This is a genomic window from Nocardioides sp. cx-173, from assembly GCF_021117365.1.
Lineage (GTDB): Bacteria > Actinomycetota > Actinomycetes > Propionibacteriales > Nocardioidaceae > Nocardioides.
The window spans coordinates 2,773,596-2,790,000 of the sequence record NZ_CP088262.1 but is presented as its reverse complement, the minus strand read 5'-3'; the positions used below and the strand labels follow the sequence as shown (position 1 = coordinate 2,790,000).

The following is a 16,405-nucleotide window of genomic DNA, read 5'->3' as shown; positions in this document are numbered from 1 at the left end:
GCGAGGTTAACCCGTGTGGGGTAGCCGTAGCGAAAGCGAGTCTGAATAGGGCGCTTTAGTAGCACGATCAAGACCCGAAGCGAAGTGATCTATCCATGGGCAGGTTGAAGCGCGGGTAAGACCGCGTGGAGGACCGAACCCACTTAGGTTGAAAACTGAGGGGATGACCTGTGGATAGGGGTGAAAGGCCAATCAAACTTCGTGATAGCTGGTTCTCCCCGAAATGCATTTAGGTGCAGCGTCGTGTGTTTCTTGCCGGAGGTAGAGCACTGGATAGCTAATGGGCCCTACAAGGTTACTGACGTTAGCCAAACTCCGAATGCCGGTAAGTGAGAGCGCGGCAGTGAGACAGTGGGGGATAAGCTCCATTGTCGAGAGGGAAACAGCCCAGACCATCAGCTAAGGCCCCTAAGCGGTGACTAAGTGGAAAAGGATGTGGAGTCGCAGTGACAACCAGGAGGTTGGCTTGGAAGCAGCCACCCTTGAAAGAGTGCGTAATAGCTCACTGGTCAAGTGATTCCGCGCCGACAATGTAGCGGGGCTCAAGTCATCCGCCGAAGCTATGGCATTCACATATAAGCTAAGCCGCCGGCTTGTCCGGTTGGTTCAGGTGTGTGGATGGGTAGGGGAGCGTCGTGTCGCGGGTGAAGCCACGGAGTGATCCAGTGGTGGATGCGACACGAGTGAGAATGCAGGCATGAGTAGCGAATCACGGGTGAGAAACCCGTGCGCCGAATGATCAAGGGTTCCAGGGTCAAGCTAATCTGCCCTGGGTAAGTCGGGACCTAAGGCGAGGCCGACAGGCGTAGTCGATGGACAACGGGTTGATATTCCCGTACCGGCAAAGTAGCGCCCATGACGAGCCCGGTGATGCTAACCATCTGAAACTCATCTGATCGGACCCTTCGGGGCGAGACGGGTGAGCGTAGCGTGGGATCCGAACCGGTAGTAGTCAAGCGATGGGGTGACGCAGGAAGGTAGCCCAACCGTGGCGATGGTTGTCCACGGGTAAGCAGGTAGGGTGTGTCCTAGGCAAATCCGGGACACTGTCTTTGATGACGGACCTGAGACGTGACGCCGACCCCGTATGGGGGAAGTGGGTGATCCTATGCTGTCGAGAAAAACCTCTAGCGAGCTATACGCCGCCCGTACCCCAAACCGACTCAGGTGATCAGGTAGAGAATACCAAGGCGATCGAGCGAACCATGGTTAAGGAACTCGGCAAAATGCCCCCGTAACTTCGGGAGAAGGGGGGCCCGAACCGTCATGACCTTTACGGTCGGCAGCGGGGAGGGCCGCAGAGACCAGGCCCAAGCGACTGTTTACTAAAAACACAGGTCCGTGCGAAGTTGTAAGACGATGTATACGGACTGACTCCTGCCCGGTGCTGGAAGGTTAAGGGGACCTGTTAGAGCCTTCGGGTTCGAAGCGGAGAACTTAAGCCCCAGTAAACGGCGGTGGTAACTATAACCATCCTAAGGTAGCGAAATTCCTTGTCGGGTAAGTTCCGACCTGCACGAATGGAGTAACGACTTGGGCGCTGTCTCAACCGTGGACTCGGCGAAATTGCACTACGAGTAAAGATGCTCGTTACGCGCGGCAGGACGGAAAGACCCCGGGACCTTTACTATAGTTTGGTATTGGTGTTTGGTTCGGCTTGTGTAGGATAGGTGGGAGACTGTGAAGCGGCCACGCCAGTGGTTGTGGAGTCAACGTTGAAATACCACTCTGGTCGTACTAGATATCTAACCTAGGTCCATGATCTGGATCAGGGACAGTGCCTGATGGGTAGTTTAACTGGGGCGGTTGCCTCCTAAAATGTAACGGAGGCGCTCAAAGGTTCCCTCAGCCTGGTTGGCAATCAGGTGGCGAGTGTAAGTGCACAAGGGAGCTTGACTGTGAGACAGACATGTCGAGCAGGGACGAAAGTCGGAACTAGTGATCCGGCGTCGGCATGTGGAAGCGACGTCGCTCAACGGATAAAAGGTACCCGGGGATAACAGGCTGATCTTCCCCAAGAGTCCATATCGACGGGATGGTTTGGCACCTCGATGTCGGCTCGTCGCATCCTGGGGCTGGAGTAGGTCCCAAGGGTTGGGCTGTTCGCCCATTAAAGCGGCACGCGAGCTGGGTTTAGAACGTCGTGAGACAGTTCGGTCCCTATCCGCCGCGCGCGTAGGAAACTTGAGAAAATCTGTCCCTAGTACGAGAGGACCGGGATGGACGAACCTCTGGTGTGCCAGTTGTCCCGCCAGGGGCACGGCTGGTTAGCTACGTTCGGAAGTGATAACCGCTGAATGCATCTAAGCGGGAAGCACATTTCAAGATGAGGTTTCCCACCCCTTGTGGGTTAAGGCCCCCAACAGACTATTGGGTTGATAGGCCGGAGGTATACAGCAGCAATGCCTAGCCGACCGGTACTAATAGGCCGAGGGCTTGCCCCACAAACCCTCAACCAAAACCACAACCACCTGCTACTCAACGTATGCACGCGTCCACTACAAGACCACCCCACCCGGTGGCCCCCCAACTAACACGGGGGACCAGACCGGGTAATATGGGGTCATAGAGTTACGGCGGCCATAGCGTCAGGGAAACACCCGGTCCCATCCCGAACCCGGAAGTTAAGCCTGACAGCGCCAATGGTACTGCACCCGAGAGGCTGTGGGAGAGTAGGACGCCGCCGGACAAACACCTCGTAGAGGCCACCGTTATGGTGGCCTCTACGCTATTTCGCACGACACCGCGCGGCCGCATGGCCGCAGCCGAAGGGATGACATCGTGGCTGAGGATCGTCGAGGCCAACGGCCCGCTCGCAGCACCGGGGGCGCTCGCCCCACTACCGGCCGGGGCGGCAAGCCCGCCTCCGGCAAGCCCGCCTCCGGAGGCCGCGGCGCCTCCGGAGACCGCCGTACCGGGGGCAAGCCCGCCGGCGGACGGCAAGGCTCCGGTCAGGGCCGCCCCGCGCGGTCGGGAGACTTCAAGCGTCCGAGGGACGACCAGGCGCCGCGTACCCAGGAGCAGTCGCTCTACGACGGACCCGACCTGCCCGCCGAGATCACCGGTGACGAGCTGGACCGGGCGATCGGTGCCCAGCTCAAGGGCCTGCCCGAGAAGCTGGCCAACCGGATCGCGCGTCACATGGTCGCCGCGGGCCGGGTCATCGACGAGGACCCGGAGACCGCCTACCAGCACACGCTGGCGGCCCGTGCCCGCGCGCCTCGGCTCGCGGTCGTGCGCGAGGCGGCAGGCGAGGCCGCCTACGCCGCCGGTCGCTACGCCGAGGCCCTGGCCGAGCTGCGCGCGGCCAAGCGCATGAACGGTGCCACGGCGTACCTGCCCATCATGGCCGACTGCCACCGCGCGCTCGGTAACCCGGAGCAGGCGCTCAAGCTCGCCAAGAGCCCCTCGGTGGCCAACTTCGCGCCGGAGGCCAAGGCGGAGATGACGATCGTGGAGGCCGGGGCTCGTCGCGACATGGGCCAGCTCGATGCCGCGTTGCGCACGCTGGAGCTCGCGCCGCTGACCTCGAAGAGCCGAGCACCCTGGGTGACCCGCCTGCGCTACGCCTACGCCGACACGCTCGAGGCCGCCGGGCGCGACACCGACGCCCTGACGTGGTTCCACCGCACGCACGCGGTCGACTCCGATGAGATGACGGATGCGGCGGAGCGTGCCGAGGCCCTCGAGAAGAAGCTCGGCGTCTGATCCCCGGCTGGCGGGGTCAGGGCGCGGGGGCCACGATGCGCACCACCGCGTCCGACCCGGCCTCGTGGGTGGCCCACTGCAGGCCGTCGCGGTAGCCGAGCTTCACGCGGTCGATGACGGCGAGGGCGAACTCGTCCCCGCTGACCTTCAGCACGATCGAGTCCCCGGCGGCGAACGATCGTCCCTCCGGATCGACCAGCTCCTCGCAGAACGTCTCCGGCTCGCTGGTGACGCCGAAGCCACCTCCCTGACAGAGCAGTGGCACGACGTCGACGTCGGTGTTGGCCGCCGTGTGCACCTTGACCCCGGACAGGCTCAGCCGGCGGGTGAAGTCGGCCGTGGGCGCGAAGACGCCGACGTAGACCGGTCGCCCGACGGCCGTGGAGGCCGTCACCGTCCGCTCGGAGGTGGGCAGCGGCTCCGGGCTGTTCACGTACCAGACAACGATGCCGGCCAGCACCGCGGCGCCGACGCCGCCCACGGCCCAGCCCCAGCGGGGGCGCCGGTCGACCTGCAGCGCGGTGGACATGTGCCGAGCGTAGGCCCGGTGACCCGTCACCAACTCGCGCCTCTCCCCGCTGACCCGTCAGAAAGTTTCTGACGGGTCAGCGGTCCCGCTGGTGCTCAGGCGGCTCATAGGTCACAATGGAGACATAACTACACACGTGTCACACGACTGACGTTCATCGATTGCGAGACCGCTGGGGAAGGCGTAGCTCGCGCCGACGATGAAGGAGGTCACCGTGACCACACGCACTGCCACCCACGCGGCGACGAGGGGCGTTCTCTACGTCCACTCAGCGCCTTCCGCGCTGTGCCCCCACATCGAGTGGGCGGTCGGGGGCGTACTTGGCGTTGCCGTGAACATGGTCTGGACCCCCCAGCCCGCGCAGGCCGGCGCCTACCGCGCTGAGCTGTCCTGGGCCGGGTCCGTCGGTTCGGCTGCGCAGATGGCCTCCGCCCTGCGCGGCTGGAACCACCTGCGCTTCGAGGTCACCGAGGAGCCCACCTCGGCCACCGAGGGCACCCGCTTCTCCTACACCCCCGAGCTCGGCGTCTTCCACGCCGTGACCGGTCTGCACGGGGACATCATGATCCCCGAGGACCGGCTCAAGGCCGCGGTCGTCAAGGCCGCGCTCGGCGACACCACGCTCCTGGTCGAGATCGACCGCCTGCTCGGCAAGCCGTGGGACGACGAGCTGGAGACCTTCCGCCACGCCGGCGACGGCGCGCCTGTGCGGTGGTTGCACCAGGTGGTCTGAGCAGCCCCTGTTCCTCGGCCGAGACCACGACATCGAGGTCCGTAGAGTCGAGTCGGACGACAAGCAGCCGGTCCTCCGCGCCCTCCGGCACGCCGGGCCCGTCGAGTTCGCCCACGGCACGGTCCCACCAGTTGGCGAAGTCGTTCGAGAACACGCGACCACGTCGGCAACGGGCTGGCCGGAGGTCGCCGGCGTTGCCACGTCGTTGCGCGTCCTGCCCGAGAGCGAGCATGGCGGCTCCCAGGGGAACGTACGGCGGGAGCGCGCTCGTGTGGACGGCACTCGTCGCGTCAGATCCGGAGGTGTCCTGACTGCCCGCTCCGTGCACTGAATCCAGATGCGAGAGGGGATCGATGCTCGACGACGCGGCAGTGATTCCCACGGGGCTGCGGCATGAGCGCTTCGTCATGACCCCGCTCACCGCGGACACTGCCGCTGTGGACTACGCGTGCTACATGGCGAGCCCCGACGTTATTCGAACGCACAGCGATGGTCGCTGGCCTGGACAAGGGTTCTCCTTCTCGGATGACCTTGAACTCGTCGCGCAGCACGAAGACGACCACAAGCGCCGCCACGCGTTCACGTACGTGATCCTCACTCCGTCGGGGACCGAGGCGCTCGGCTGCCTGTACATGAATCCGCTTCGCGAGTACCTCATACGCGCAGAGGCACCAGGCCACCTCGTCGACCAAACTCCGCTCGACACCGCCATGGTGACTTTCTGGCTACGACAGGATCAGCAGGACACCGGCTTGGCTGAGGTCGTAGTCAAGGCTGTGAACGACTGGATCCTCGACGAGTGGCCACTGGCTGGGCATCTCTTTCGCGTACTACCGGGAGAGCGGTCCTCCTGCGTCGCTCTGGACCGATTGGGTCTGCAGAGAGTTCGCCTCGATCTTTCCGGCGACGAGCGGCCCTACATCTGGTACCGACGGTCGGCATAGACACACCCAGTCAGAGCGGGATGTTGCCGTGTTGGCCGTGCAGCACGCCGTGGGTCTGAACCGCGTCGTCGATGGCGCGGGCGATGGCCGACCGGGTGCGGTCGGGCGTGACGACCTCGTCCACGACGCCGATCTCGACGGCCTTGTCGACGCCGCCCGCGATGCGCTCGTGCTCGGCGGCCAGCTCGGCCTCGACCTGCGGGCGGATGTCGGCGGAGACCTCCGCCAGCTTGCGCCGGTGCAGGATCCGCACCGCCGCGACGGCGCCCATGACCGCGACCTCGGCGCCCGGCCAGGCGAACACCTTGGTGGCGCCGAGCGAGCGGGCGTTCATCGCGATGTAGGCGCCGCCGTAGGTCTTGCGGGTCACCAGGGTGACGCGGGGGACCACGCACTCGCCGAAGGCGTGGAGCAGCTTGGCGCCGCGGCGTACGACGCCGTCCCACTCCTGCCCGACGCCGGGCAGGTAGCCGGGGACGTCCACGAGCACGATCAGCGGGACGCCGAACGCGTCGCACATGCGCACGAACCGGGAGGCCTTCTCCGCCGACAGCGAGTCGAGGCAGCCGCCGAGGCGCAGGGGGTTGTTGGCGACGACGCCGACCGTGCGGCCGCCGAAGCGGCCGAGTGAGGTGACGATGTTGGGCGCCCAGCGCGCGTGCAGCTCCTGGGCCGTGCCCTCGTCGAGCACCGACTCCACGAGCGGGTGCACGTCGTAGGCGCGCTTCTTCGACTCCGGGAGCATGGACTCGAGGTCACGGTCCTCGACGTCCTCCACGCGCAGGCTGCCCTGGGATCCCAGCAGCGAGGCGACGTCGCGGGCGCGGTCAAGGGCGTCCTGCTCGGTGTCGGCGAGGATGTGGACCACTCCTGAGCGGCGCCCGTGGGGCTCGGGGCCACCGAGCCGCAGCATGTCCACGGCCTCCCCGGTGACCGAGCGGACCACGTCGGGTCCGGTCACGAAGATCCGGCCCTCGGGGCCGAGGATCACGACGTCGGTCAGCGCCGGCCCGTAGGCGGCGCCTCCGGCGGCGGGGCCGAGCACCACCGAGATCTGCGGGATCTTGCCCGAGGCCTGCGTCATCACGTGGAAGATCCGGCCCACGGCGTGCAGGGAGAGGACGCCCTCGGCGAGGCGGGCCCCACCGGAGTGCCACAGCCCGATGATCGGCAGCTTGTCGGTCATGGCGCGGTGGTAGGCGTCCACCACGACGCGGCAGCCGACGTCGCCCATGGCGCCGCCCATGACCGTCGCGTCGGAGCAGAAGGCCACGACGCGGGTGCCGTCGACCAGGCCGATGGCCGCGACCATGCCCGAGTCGTCGTCAGGGGTGATCAGCTCGAGAGTGCCCTCGTCCATCAGCGCCTTCAGGCGGGTGACCGGGTTGCGGGGGTCCTCGTCGCGGGGGAGCTTGGCCGGCTTCGGGACCCGCTCGGCCGTGGGGGCGCTCATCAGGCGCTGCCGAAGGCGACGGCCACGTTGGCGCCGCCGAAGCCGAAGGAGTTGTTCAGCGCGGCGATGTCGCCCACCGGCAGGTCGCGCGGCTTGGTGGCGATGTCGAGCTCCACCTGGGGGTCGAGGTTGTCCAGGTTGATGGTCGGAGGTACGACGCGGTGGTGCAGCGCGAGCACGGTCGCGATCGACTCCAGCGCGCCGGCGCCGCCGAGCAGGTGTCCGGTCATCGACTTGGTGCTGGTGACGACGACGTTGTCGACGTGGTCGCCGAGCGTGGCGTGCAGCATCAGGCCCTCGGCGATGTCGCCCAGCGGCGTCGACGTCGCGTGCGCGTTGACGTGGAAGATGTCGCTGGGGGAGATCTCGGCCTCGGCCAGCGCGCGCAGGATCGCCCGCGAGCCGCCGCGCCCCTCGGGGTCCGGCTGGGCGATGTCGTGGGAGTCGGCGGTGATGCCGGCCCCCAGGACCTCGGCGTAGATCGTGGCACCGCGGGCACGGGCGTGCTCCTCGGACTCCAGCACGAGGACGCCGGCGCCCTCGCCGAGCACGAAGCCGTCGCGGCCGGTGTCCCACGGCCGCGAGACCGTGGTGGGGTCCCCGGGGTTCTTGGACAGCGCCATCATGTTGGCGAAGGCGGCCATCGGCAGCGGGTGGATCGCGGCCTCGGTGCCGCCGGCGACGACGATGTCGGCGCGGCCCAGTCGGATCTGGTCCAGCGCGAGGGCGATGCCCTCGTTGCCGGAGGCGCAGGCGGAGACCGGCGTGTTGACCGCCGCCCGCGCTCCGACGTACAGGCTGATGTTGGCCGCCGGGGCGTTGGGCATCAGCATCGGCACCGCGAGGGGGGAGACCCGGCGGGGCCCCTTCTCCTTCAGGATGTCGTAGTTGGCCAGCAGCGTGTTGACGCCGCCGATGCCGGAGGCCATCGCCACGCCGACGCGGTCGCCGTCGACGCTCCCGTCCTGGACGGAGCCCTCGAGGCCGGCATGACGCCAGGCCTCCATGGCGGCGACCATCGCCAGCTGGGACGAGCGGTCCAGGCGGCGCGCCTTGACGCGCTCCAGGACCTCGGTCGGCTCGACGGCCACGCGGCCGGCGATCCGGACCGGCATCTCCGCAGCCCAGTCGTCGGTCAGCTCACGGACTCCGGAACGCCCGGCGACCAGGGCCTCCCACGTGCTCTCGACGTCACCGCCGACGGGGCTGGTGGTGCCCAGACCGGTGACTACGACTCGGATGCGGTTGCTCATGATGTGCTCTCTCAGGCCTGGGCGCGCTCGATGAAGGCGACGGCGTCGCCGACGGTCTTGAGGTTCTTGACCTCGTCGTCGGGGATCGAGACACCGAACTTCTCCTCGGCGGCCACCACCACCTCGACCATGGACAGCGAGTCGACGTCGAGGTCGTCCGTGAAGGACTTGTCCAGCTGGACGTCGTCGGCGTCGATGCCGGCGACCTCGTTGACGATCTCGGCCAGGTCGGAGCGGATCTCTTCAGTGGTTGCCATGGGGACTTCCTTCATCTCGGTGTGATTGGTTGGGTGGTGCGGTCAGGGGACGACGACGACCTGGGCCGCGTAGGCCAGGCCGGCGCCGAAGGCGATGAGCAGGGCGGTGTCGCCCGACTTCGCCTGGCCGTCGGCGATCATCCGCTCGAGGGCGAGCGGGACGGAGGCGGCCGAGGTGTTGCCCATCTCGGCGATGTCGCGGGCGATCTCGACGCTGTCGGGGAGCTTCATGGAGCGGGCCAGCGCGTCGATGATGCGCATGTTGGCCTGATGGGGCACGAAGCAGTCCAGGTCCTCGGGGGCGATCCCCGCCCGGTCGAGGGCCTCCTGGCCCACCTTGGCCATGGAGAACGCCGCCCAGCGGAAGACGGCGTTGCCCTGCATCGTGAGGTGCGGCATGACCGGGGAGTCGCTGGCGATCACGTCGCGCCAGTCCTCGACCTGCCGGATGTGGTCGAAGTGCTCGCCCTGGGAGCCCCAGACGACCGGTCCGATTCCCGGGGTCTCGCTGGGCCCGATCACGACCGCGCCGGCGCCGTCGGCGAAGATGAACGCGGTGCCGCGGTCGGTGAAGTCGGTGATGTCGGAGAGCCGCTCGACGCCGATGACCAGCACGTGGCGGGCGCTCCCGCCCCGGACGAAGTCGTTGGCCATACCGACGGCGTGGCAGAAGCCGGCGCAGGCGGCCGAGATGTCGAACGCCGCCGCGTGCTCGGTGCCGAGCTCGTGGGCGATCGCGGTGGCGATGGCCGGGGTCTGCATCATGTGGCTCACGGTCGCCACGACGACGCAGTCGATCTGGCGCGCGTCGATGCCGGCCCGCTCCAGCGCGACCCGGGAGGCCGCCACCGACATCGACTGGACCGTCTCGTCGGGGCCCGCGATGCGGCGCTCCTTGATGCCGGAGCGCTGCTGGATCCACTCGTCGCTGGACTCGATCGCGGCGACGATCTCGGAGTTGGGGACCACCCGGGTGGGCCGGTAGGCCCCGACGCCCAGGATCGCGGCATACGGCGAGCCGACGCTCGTCTGGATGCTCATCAGTAGCTCCCGACCGGGTGGATGCGCACGAGCGGCTGGCCCGGAGACACCGGGTCGCCGTCCTCGACCAGCCACTCGACGATCTCGCCGCCGTGCGCCGAGGTGATCACGATCCGGTCGCGGGTGCTGGCGACGTCGCCCAGCGTGGCGCCGGCCTCGAGCACGTCGGCCTCGGCGGCCGCGCTGTCGAGGTGGAAGGTGCCCTTGCTGGGGGAGACGACCATGCGCCACGTGGGCGTGGTGTTCATGAGCGAGCCCTCACCGTGCTTGTCGCAGAACGCCCGGGCGTCGTCGAGCTGGTCGGGGGTCTTGAGCGCGAACGTCTCGACGCCCTTGAGGGCGCGTTTCGCGATGCCGGTGAGCGTGCCGGCCGGAGGCATCTCGAGGATGCCGGTGACGCCGAGGTCGGACATGGTGTCCAGGCACAGGTCCCAGCGGACCGGGTTGGCGATCTGACCGACGATGCGGCGCAGCACCTCGGCGCCGTCATGGATGACGTGGCCGTCCTTGTTGGAGATCACCGGGATGCGGGGGTCGTGCACCGACACCGAGCGCGCCAGCGCGGCGACGTGGCCCACCGCGGGGGCCATGTGCTCGGTGTGGAAGGCGCCGGCCACGGGAAGCGGGATGAGTCGCGCCTTGGCGGGGGGCTCCTCGGCGAGGGCCGCGAGCTGCGCCATGGTGCCGGCGGCGACGATCTGGCCGGGGCCGTTGTCGTTGGCGGGGGTCAGCCCGTGGCGGGTGAGCGCCGCCAGGACCTCCTCGCGGTCACCGCCGAGTACGGCGGTCATGCCGGTGGGGGTGGCCGCGGAGGCCTCGGCCATCGCGAGGCCCCGCTCGCGGACCAGGACCATGGCCTGCTCGGCGGTGATGGTGCGGGCGCCGGCGGCCGCGGCGAGCTCGCCGACGCTGTGGCCGGCGACCGCACCCACACGCTCGAAGGCGTCCATCGGGTGCGGGAAGAGCTCCAGGGCGGCGATCAGCCCGGTGGCGACCAGCAGCGGCTGGGCGACCTTGGTGTCGCGGATGGTCTCGGCGTCGGCCTCGGTGCCGTAGTGGGCGAGGTCGAGCCCCGCGACGGCCGAGAGCCAGTGGATGCGCGAGGCGAAGACCGAGTCCTCGAGCCAGGGGGCGAGGAAGCCGGGGGTCTGGGCCCCTTGGCCGGGGGCGACGATGACGAGCACACGTTCACTCTGCCGGTGTCGCGGCCTCGGACGCGGGTCCGCCACCCACCAAAGTGTTGGCGGGAATTTGGAGGGTTCCTACAACTTCTCCGACGTCGCGTCGCGTCCCGACTGGCGTCCGAGGACGAGCGCCATCTGCAGGGCCAGCGCGTCGCGCGGCACGGCGGGCGTGTAGCCGGTGGTGTCGGCCACCTGCCGCAGCCGGTAGCGCACCGTGTTGGCGTGCACGAAGAGCGCCCGGGCCGTCGCCTCCAGCGAGGCGCCGGTGGCGAAGTAGGAGGCCAGGGTCTCGATGAGCGTCCCGCGGGCCAGCATCAGGGGTACGTAGACCTCCTCGATCAGGTGGCGCCGCGCGTGGCCGTCGCCGGCGAGGACCCGCTCGGGCAGCAGGTCGCTGCTGCGCACCGGGCGCGGGGCCTCGGGCCAGCCGGCGGCGGCCCGGTAGGCCGACAGAGCGGCCCGCGCAGAGAGGTGGGCGTGGCTGAGGTCCTCGGTCACCGGGCCGACCACGATCGGGCCCTCGGCGACCAGGTCGACGAGCAGGTCGGCGTCCCGCTTCTCGTCGTCGACCCCGCCGAGCAGCACCACCAGCCGGTCGCCCTGCACCGCGCACAGCGCCTCGAGCCCCGCGGCCCGGGCCGCACGGCGTACCTCCTCGAAGAGGTCGGACTCGGTACGGCGCTCGGGCATCGCCGCGAGGACGACGGCGACGCGGCCGTTGGTAGCCCAGCCGGCCGCGCTGGCCCGTGAGAGCACGGACTCGTCGGTCTCGGCGCGCAGAACGGCGTCGACCACGAGCGCCTCCAGGCGGGCGTCCCAGGCCCCGCGGGCCTCCGCGGCGCGCGCGTAGACCTCGGCGGTCGCGAACGCGACCTCCCGGGCGTAGCGCATCACGGCGGCGTGGACGTCCGGGGCGTCCTCGGGCTCGAGCACCGCGTCGATGTTGCTCTCGACGACCTCGATCGAGAGTCGCACCAGGTCCACGGTCTGCTGCAGCGTGATGACCCCGGCCAGGGCGCGGGGCGCCGCGCCGAAGACGGAGGCGGCCAGGGCCGTCCCGCCGCTCTTCGCCGCCGCCTCGTCGGAGGGGTACCAGTCGACGAAGCCCTTGATGCCGGCCTGGATGATGAGCGCGACCCAGGACCGGTCCTCGGCGCTCAGCTCGCGGAACCACGGCATGTCCGCCTCCATGCGCGCCACCGCCGCCGTGCTCAGGGCGCCCGTCGAGCGCCGCAGTGCCGTCGCAGCCCGCGCTCGCGGGTTGCTGGCGGAGCGTCGGGGCACCCGCTCAGCCTAGGGCTAGGCCCCGGTGGGCGGCAGGCAGGATCGAAATGCCCAGACGCCAGCGGATCAGGGATGAATCGTTTCGGATTGGGGTAATCGTCATACCGACAGGGGAGGTCCTCTGATTGAATTCTGAGAGGCCGTCCTCCAGGAGGGCCCGGTGGGGGGAACCATGCACGAGGTCGAGTACCTCACGATCCACGGGCACCGGCGCGCGTTCGTGAAGGTGGGCCAGGGCCCGACGCTCCTGCTGCTGCACGGTCTCGGCTGCGACCACACGACGTGGGAGCCGGTCATCGACATGCTGGCCAAGCGCTACACGGTCATCGCGCCCGACCTGCTGGGCCACGGCCTGTCCGACAAGCCGCGCGCCGACTACAGCCTCGGCGGCTACGCCAACGGCATGCGCGACCTGCTGACGGTGCTGGGCATCGACCGGGTCACCGTGGTGGGGCACAGCTTCGGCGGCGGAGTGGCGATGCAGTTCGCCTACCAGTTCCCCGAGCGCACCGAGCGGCTGATGCTCGTCGCCTCCGGCGGCCTCGGTCCGGAGGTCTCGCCCCTCATCCGCGCCATCACGACGCCGGGCTACCACCAGCTCATGGGGGTGCTCACGCTGCCGGGCGTGCGCCACGTCGGCCTGGCCGGGATGCGCGCGCTCTACGGGACGGGCTGGAAGCTCACCCGCGACCTGCGCGAGGTCGCGGAGATCTACGACTCGTTCAAGGACCCGCACGCGCGCGCCGCGATCCGCCACGTCGTACGCGCGGTGGTGGACTGGGAGGGCCAGATCGTGACCATGGCCGATCGCGCCTACCTCACCGACGCGATGCCGATGGCGGTCGTCTGGGGCCGCGACGACCGGGTCATCCCCGTACGCCACGCCAACAACGCCGCCGCGCTCGCGCCCAAGGCGCGCCTCGAGGTCATCCCCAATGCGGGGCACTTCCCGCACAAGGACCACCCGCAGCGCTTCGCCAAGACCGTGCACGATTTCGTCCGCACCACCCAGCCGGCGACCTACAGCCGCTCGAAGTGGCGCCGGCTGCTGCGCGACGGGCAGGTAGGCCCGGTCAGCCCCGTCGCCCCGCTCGCGTCGGTCACGGATGTCACCAGCGCCTGACCGGAGCGCCGCCAAATGCCGCTGACCCGTCAGAAAGTTTCTGACGGGTCAGCAGTGGGACGGTGAGCGACTATGCGTCGCCGCCCTCCTGCTTGACGCCCGCGACGGCGGTCGGGTCGTCGATGCGGTACTTCTCGGAGGCCTTGACCACGACGTCGCGGTCGATCTCACCGGCGTCGGCCAGGGCCTGGAGGGCCTGGACGACGACGGACTCGGCGTCGATGTGGAAGAAGCGCCGGGCGGCGGGGCGGGTGTCGGCGAAACCGAAGCCGTCGGCGCCCAGGACGCGGTAGTCGCCGGGGACCCAGCGGGCGATCTGCAGCGGCACTGCCCGCATGAAGTCCGAGACCGCCACGACCGGGCCGACCGCGTCGCCCAGCCGGTCGCTGACGTAGGCCGTGCGGGCCTCGTCGCCGGGGTGCAGGAGGTTCCACTCCTCGGCCTTGACGGCGTCGCGGGCCAGCTCGTTCCACGAGGTCACCGACCAGGTGTCGGCCTGGACGCCCCACTCCTCCTGGAGCAGCTCGGCGGCCCGGGCGATCCACGGCAGGCCGACGCCGGAGCCGAGCAGCTGGACGCGCGGCCCGTCGCCCTTGCCGACGGAGATCCGGTGGATGCCGCGCAGGATGCCGTCGACGTCGACGTCGTCCGGCTCGGCGGGCTGCGGGACCGGCTCGTTGTAGACGGTGAGGTAGAAGATCACGTCCTCGGCCTGCTCGCCGTACATCCGCTCGAGCCCGGACCTCATGATGTGGGCGACCTCGTAGGCGAAGCCCGGGTCGTAGTGCACGACTGCGGGGTTGGTCGCCGCGAGGAGCGGCGAGTGGCCGTCGGCATGCTGCAGGCCCTCGCCGGTGAGCGTGGTGCGGCCCGCGGTGGCGCCGATCAGGAAGCCCCGCGCGAGCTGGTCGGCCATGGCCCAGATCGAGTCGCCGGTGCGCTGGAAGCCGAACATCGAGTAGAAGATGTAGAACGGGATCATGTGCTCGCCGTGGGTGGCGTACGCCGACCCGGCAGCGGTCGCGGAGGCCATGGCGCCGGCCTCCGAGATGCCCTCGTGGAGCATCTGGCCCTGCTGCGACTCCTTGTAGGAAAGCAACATGTTCCGGTCGACCGAGTCGTACTGCTGACCGCCCGGGTTGTAGACCTTCGCGGACGGGAACATCGCGTCCATTCCGAACGTGCGGTACTCGTCCGGGGCGATCGGCACGATGCGCTTGCCGATCTCCGGGTCCTTCATCCAGTCCTTGAGGAGCCGGACCGTGGCCATCGTGGTGGCGACCGGGTGCTTGCCCCCGCCCTGCTTGAGCTCGGCGTAGGTCTTGTCGCCGGGCAGCTTGAGGTCCTTGGCGCGCTTGACCCGCCGGGGCAGGGAGCCGCCGAGGGCCCGGCGGCGCTCCATCATGTACTCGATCTCGGGGGCGTCCTTGCCCGGGTGGAAGAACGGCGCGGCGCCGGTCTCCTCGTAGGCACGCTCGAGGTCGCGGTCGGAGATCGGGAGGTAGAGGCGGTCGCGGAACTTCTTGAGGTCGTCCGGCGTCAGCTTCTTCATCTGGTGGGTGGCGTTCTTGCCCTCGAGGGCGTCGATCGTCCAGCCCTTGATGGTCTGGGCCAGGATCACCGTCGGCTGCCCGACGTGCTTGGTGGCCGCGTCGAAGGCGGCGTAGACCTTGCGGTAGTCGTGACCGCCGCGCGGGAGCTTGTGGATCTGCTGGTCACTCATGTGCTCGACCAGCTTGCGCAGCCGCGGATCGCCGCCGAAGAAGTGCTCCCGGACGTAGGCGCCGTCCTCGACGGCGTAGGTCTGGAAGTCGCCGTCGGGGGTGGTGTTCATCTTGTTGACGAGCACGCCGTCGACGTCGCGAGCGAGCAGGGGGTCCCACTCCTGGCCCCAGACGACCTTGATGACGTTCCAGCCGGCGCCGCGGAAGTTGGCCTCGAGCTCCTGGATGATCTTGCCGTTGCCGGTCACCGGACCGTCGAGCTGCTGCAGGTTGCAGTTGATGACCCAGGTGAGGTTGTCGAGCTCCTCGCGCGCGGCGACGCGGATCGCGCCGAGCGACTCGGGCTCGGCCATCTCGCCGTCGCCGAGGAACGCCCACACGTGCTGCTGGCTGGTGTCCTTGATGCCGCGGTTGGCGAGGTAGCGGTTGAACCGTGCCTGGTAGATCGAGTTGATGCCGGTCAGGCCCATGGAGACCGTGGGGAACTCCCAGAAGTCCGGCATCAGGCGCGGGTGCGGGTAGGACGGCAGGCCCTTGCCCTGGCCGTGCTGGACCTCCTGGCGGAAGCGGTAGAGCTGCTCCTCGCTCAGGCGGCCCTCGAGGAACGCGCGGGCGTAGACGCCCGGGGAGCCGTGACCCTGGATGTAGACCTGGTCGCCGCCGCCCTCGTGGTCCTTGCCGCGGAAGAAGTGGTTGAAGCCGACCTCGTAGAGGCTCGCCGAGGACTGGTACGTCGCGATGTGGCCGCCGACCTCCAGACCCTTGCGGTTGGCGCTCGACACCATGATCGCGGCGTTCCAGCGCAGGAACGCGCGGATCCGGCGCTCCACCTCGAGGTCGCCGGGGAACCACGGCTCGCGCTCGGGAGGGATGGTGTTGATGTAGTCGGTGCTGCGCAGCGCCGGCACGCCGACGTTGCTCTCGCGGGCTCGCTCGAGCAGGCGCAGCATGACGTAGCGGGCACGCGCGCGGCCGCGCTCCGAGACGAGGTCGTCGAAGGACGCCAGCCAGTCGGAGGTCTCGTCGGGGTCGATGTCGGGCAGCTGGGTCGGCAGCCCCTCGTGGATCACGGAGGGGGTGCTGCCGGGGCGGGTGCCTGAAGGGGAGGGTGTTTCTTCGGTCACGCGTCCATCCTGGCACGCCGCATCACAGGGCGAAATTTACCCACCGGT

At 68.7% G+C, this 16,405-nt stretch carries 12 protein-coding genes and 2 rRNA genes (1 of these 14 running past the window's edge); 6 read left to right on the top strand and 8 right to left on the bottom strand.

Going from position 1 to position 16,405, the window contains the following annotated elements; translation table 11 throughout:
* From LQ940_RS13490 to LQ940_RS13480, 3 genes are all read left to right on the top strand, one after another.
* Window positions 1-2,444 (top strand): 23S ribosomal RNA (locus LQ940_RS13490); it begins 687 nt to the left of the window's first position.
* Window positions 2,445-2,572: 128 nt separating this feature from the next.
* A 5S ribosomal RNA gene (gene rrf / locus LQ940_RS13485) occupies window positions 2,573-2,689 on the top strand.
* Window positions 2,690-2,781: 92 nt separating this feature from the next.
* Entirely contained in the window at window positions 2,782-3,708 is a 927-nt protein-coding gene (locus tag LQ940_RS13480) for a tetratricopeptide repeat protein (RefSeq protein ID WP_231244959.1), read from the top strand.
* A 16-nt stretch (window positions 3,709-3,724) separates the two neighbouring features.
* Here the strand turns inward: LQ940_RS13480 and LQ940_RS13475 are convergent, their stop codons facing one another.
* The gene (locus tag LQ940_RS13475) at window positions 3,725-4,237 is read right to left on the bottom strand and encodes a hypothetical protein (protein ID WP_231244960.1); all 513 of its coding nucleotides are present in this window, start codon (window positions 4,235-4,237) and stop codon (window positions 3,725-3,727) included.
* A gap of 214 nt (window positions 4,238-4,451) precedes the next feature.
* Here LQ940_RS13475 and LQ940_RS13470 point away from each other — a divergent pair, with 214 nt between their 5' ends.
* Together LQ940_RS13470 and LQ940_RS13465 are read left to right on the top strand one after the other, a co-directional pair.
* A complete protein-coding gene (locus LQ940_RS13470) occupies window positions 4,452-4,970 on the top strand; it encodes a DUF3145 domain-containing protein (protein WP_231365030.1) in 519 nt (172 codons plus the stop codon).
* Between the two features lie 353 nt (window positions 4,971-5,323).
* A complete protein-coding gene (locus LQ940_RS13465) occupies window positions 5,324-5,914 on the top strand; it encodes a GNAT family N-acetyltransferase (protein WP_231244962.1) in 591 nt (196 codons plus the stop codon).
* Between the two features lie 10 nt (window positions 5,915-5,924).
* On the opposite strand, the gene LQ940_RS13460 is transcribed toward LQ940_RS13465, so the two are convergent.
* From LQ940_RS13460 to LQ940_RS13435, 6 genes are all read right to left on the bottom strand, one after another.
* On the bottom strand, window positions 5,925-7,367 hold the full coding sequence (locus tag LQ940_RS13460; protein ID WP_231244963.1) for an acyl-CoA carboxylase subunit beta: 1,443 nt from the start codon (window positions 7,365-7,367) through the stop codon (window positions 5,925-5,927).
* Entirely contained in the window at window positions 7,367-8,620 is a 1,254-nt protein-coding gene (gene fabF / locus LQ940_RS13455; protein WP_231244964.1) for a beta-ketoacyl-ACP synthase II, read from the bottom strand. Before fabF ends, LQ940_RS13460 begins: the two co-directional genes overlap by 1 nt.
* Before the next feature lie 11 nt (window positions 8,621-8,631).
* Complete coding sequence (locus LQ940_RS13450) at window positions 8,632-8,877, bottom strand: acyl carrier protein (protein ID WP_231244965.1); 246 nt, start codon at window positions 8,875-8,877, stop codon at window positions 8,632-8,634.
* Window positions 8,878-8,919: 42 nt separating this feature from the next.
* On the bottom strand, window positions 8,920-9,921 hold the full coding sequence (locus tag LQ940_RS13445) for a beta-ketoacyl-ACP synthase III (protein ID WP_374229558.1): 1,002 nt from the start codon (window positions 9,919-9,921) through the stop codon (window positions 8,920-8,922).
* Window positions 9,918-11,102 (bottom strand): acyltransferase domain-containing protein, encoded by a 1,185-nt coding sequence (locus tag LQ940_RS13440; protein WP_231244967.1) that lies wholly within the window; start codon window positions 11,100-11,102, stop codon window positions 9,918-9,920. The genes LQ940_RS13445 and LQ940_RS13440 overlap by 4 nt, the downstream gene beginning before the upstream one ends.
* A gap of 78 nt (window positions 11,103-11,180) precedes the next feature.
* Complete coding sequence (locus LQ940_RS13435) at window positions 11,181-12,386, bottom strand: PucR family transcriptional regulator (RefSeq protein WP_231244968.1); 1,206 nt, start codon at window positions 12,384-12,386, stop codon at window positions 11,181-11,183.
* A gap of 172 nt (window positions 12,387-12,558) precedes the next feature.
* Between LQ940_RS13435 and LQ940_RS13430 the strand changes: the two genes are divergently transcribed.
* Complete coding sequence (locus tag LQ940_RS13430) at window positions 12,559-13,509, top strand: alpha/beta fold hydrolase (RefSeq protein WP_231244969.1); 951 nt, start codon at window positions 12,559-12,561, stop codon at window positions 13,507-13,509.
* 70 nt (window positions 13,510-13,579) lie between these two features.
* Here LQ940_RS13430 and aceE read toward each other — a convergent pair whose 3' ends face one another.
* The gene (gene aceE / locus LQ940_RS13425; RefSeq protein WP_231245013.1) at window positions 13,580-16,303 is read right to left on the bottom strand and encodes a pyruvate dehydrogenase (acetyl-transferring), homodimeric type; all 2,724 of its coding nucleotides are present in this window, start codon (window positions 16,301-16,303) and stop codon (window positions 13,580-13,582) included.
* Window positions 16,304-16,405 lie beyond the last annotated feature (102 nt).

Coding starts and splice junctions, on each gene's coding strand:
- LQ940_RS13475 (WP_231244960.1), bottom strand. CDS start 4,237: ATGTCCACCGCGCTGCAGGTCGACCGGCGCCCCCGCTGGGGCTGGGCC.
- LQ940_RS13465 (WP_231244962.1), top strand. CDS start 5,324: ATGCTCGACGACGCGGCAGTGATTCCCACGGGGCTGCGGCATGAGCGC.
- LQ940_RS13460 (WP_231244963.1), bottom strand. CDS start 7,367: ATGAGCGCCCCCACGGCCGAGCGGGTCCCGAAGCCGGCCAAGCTCCCC.
- fabF (WP_231244964.1), bottom strand. CDS start 8,620: ATGAGCAACCGCATCCGAGTCGTAGTCACCGGTCTGGGCACCACCAGC.
- LQ940_RS13450 (WP_231244965.1), bottom strand. CDS start 8,877: ATGGCAACCACTGAAGAGATCCGCTCCGACCTGGCCGAGATCGTCAAC.
- LQ940_RS13430 (WP_231244969.1), top strand. CDS start 12,559: ATGCACGAGGTCGAGTACCTCACGATCCACGGGCACCGGCGCGCGTTC.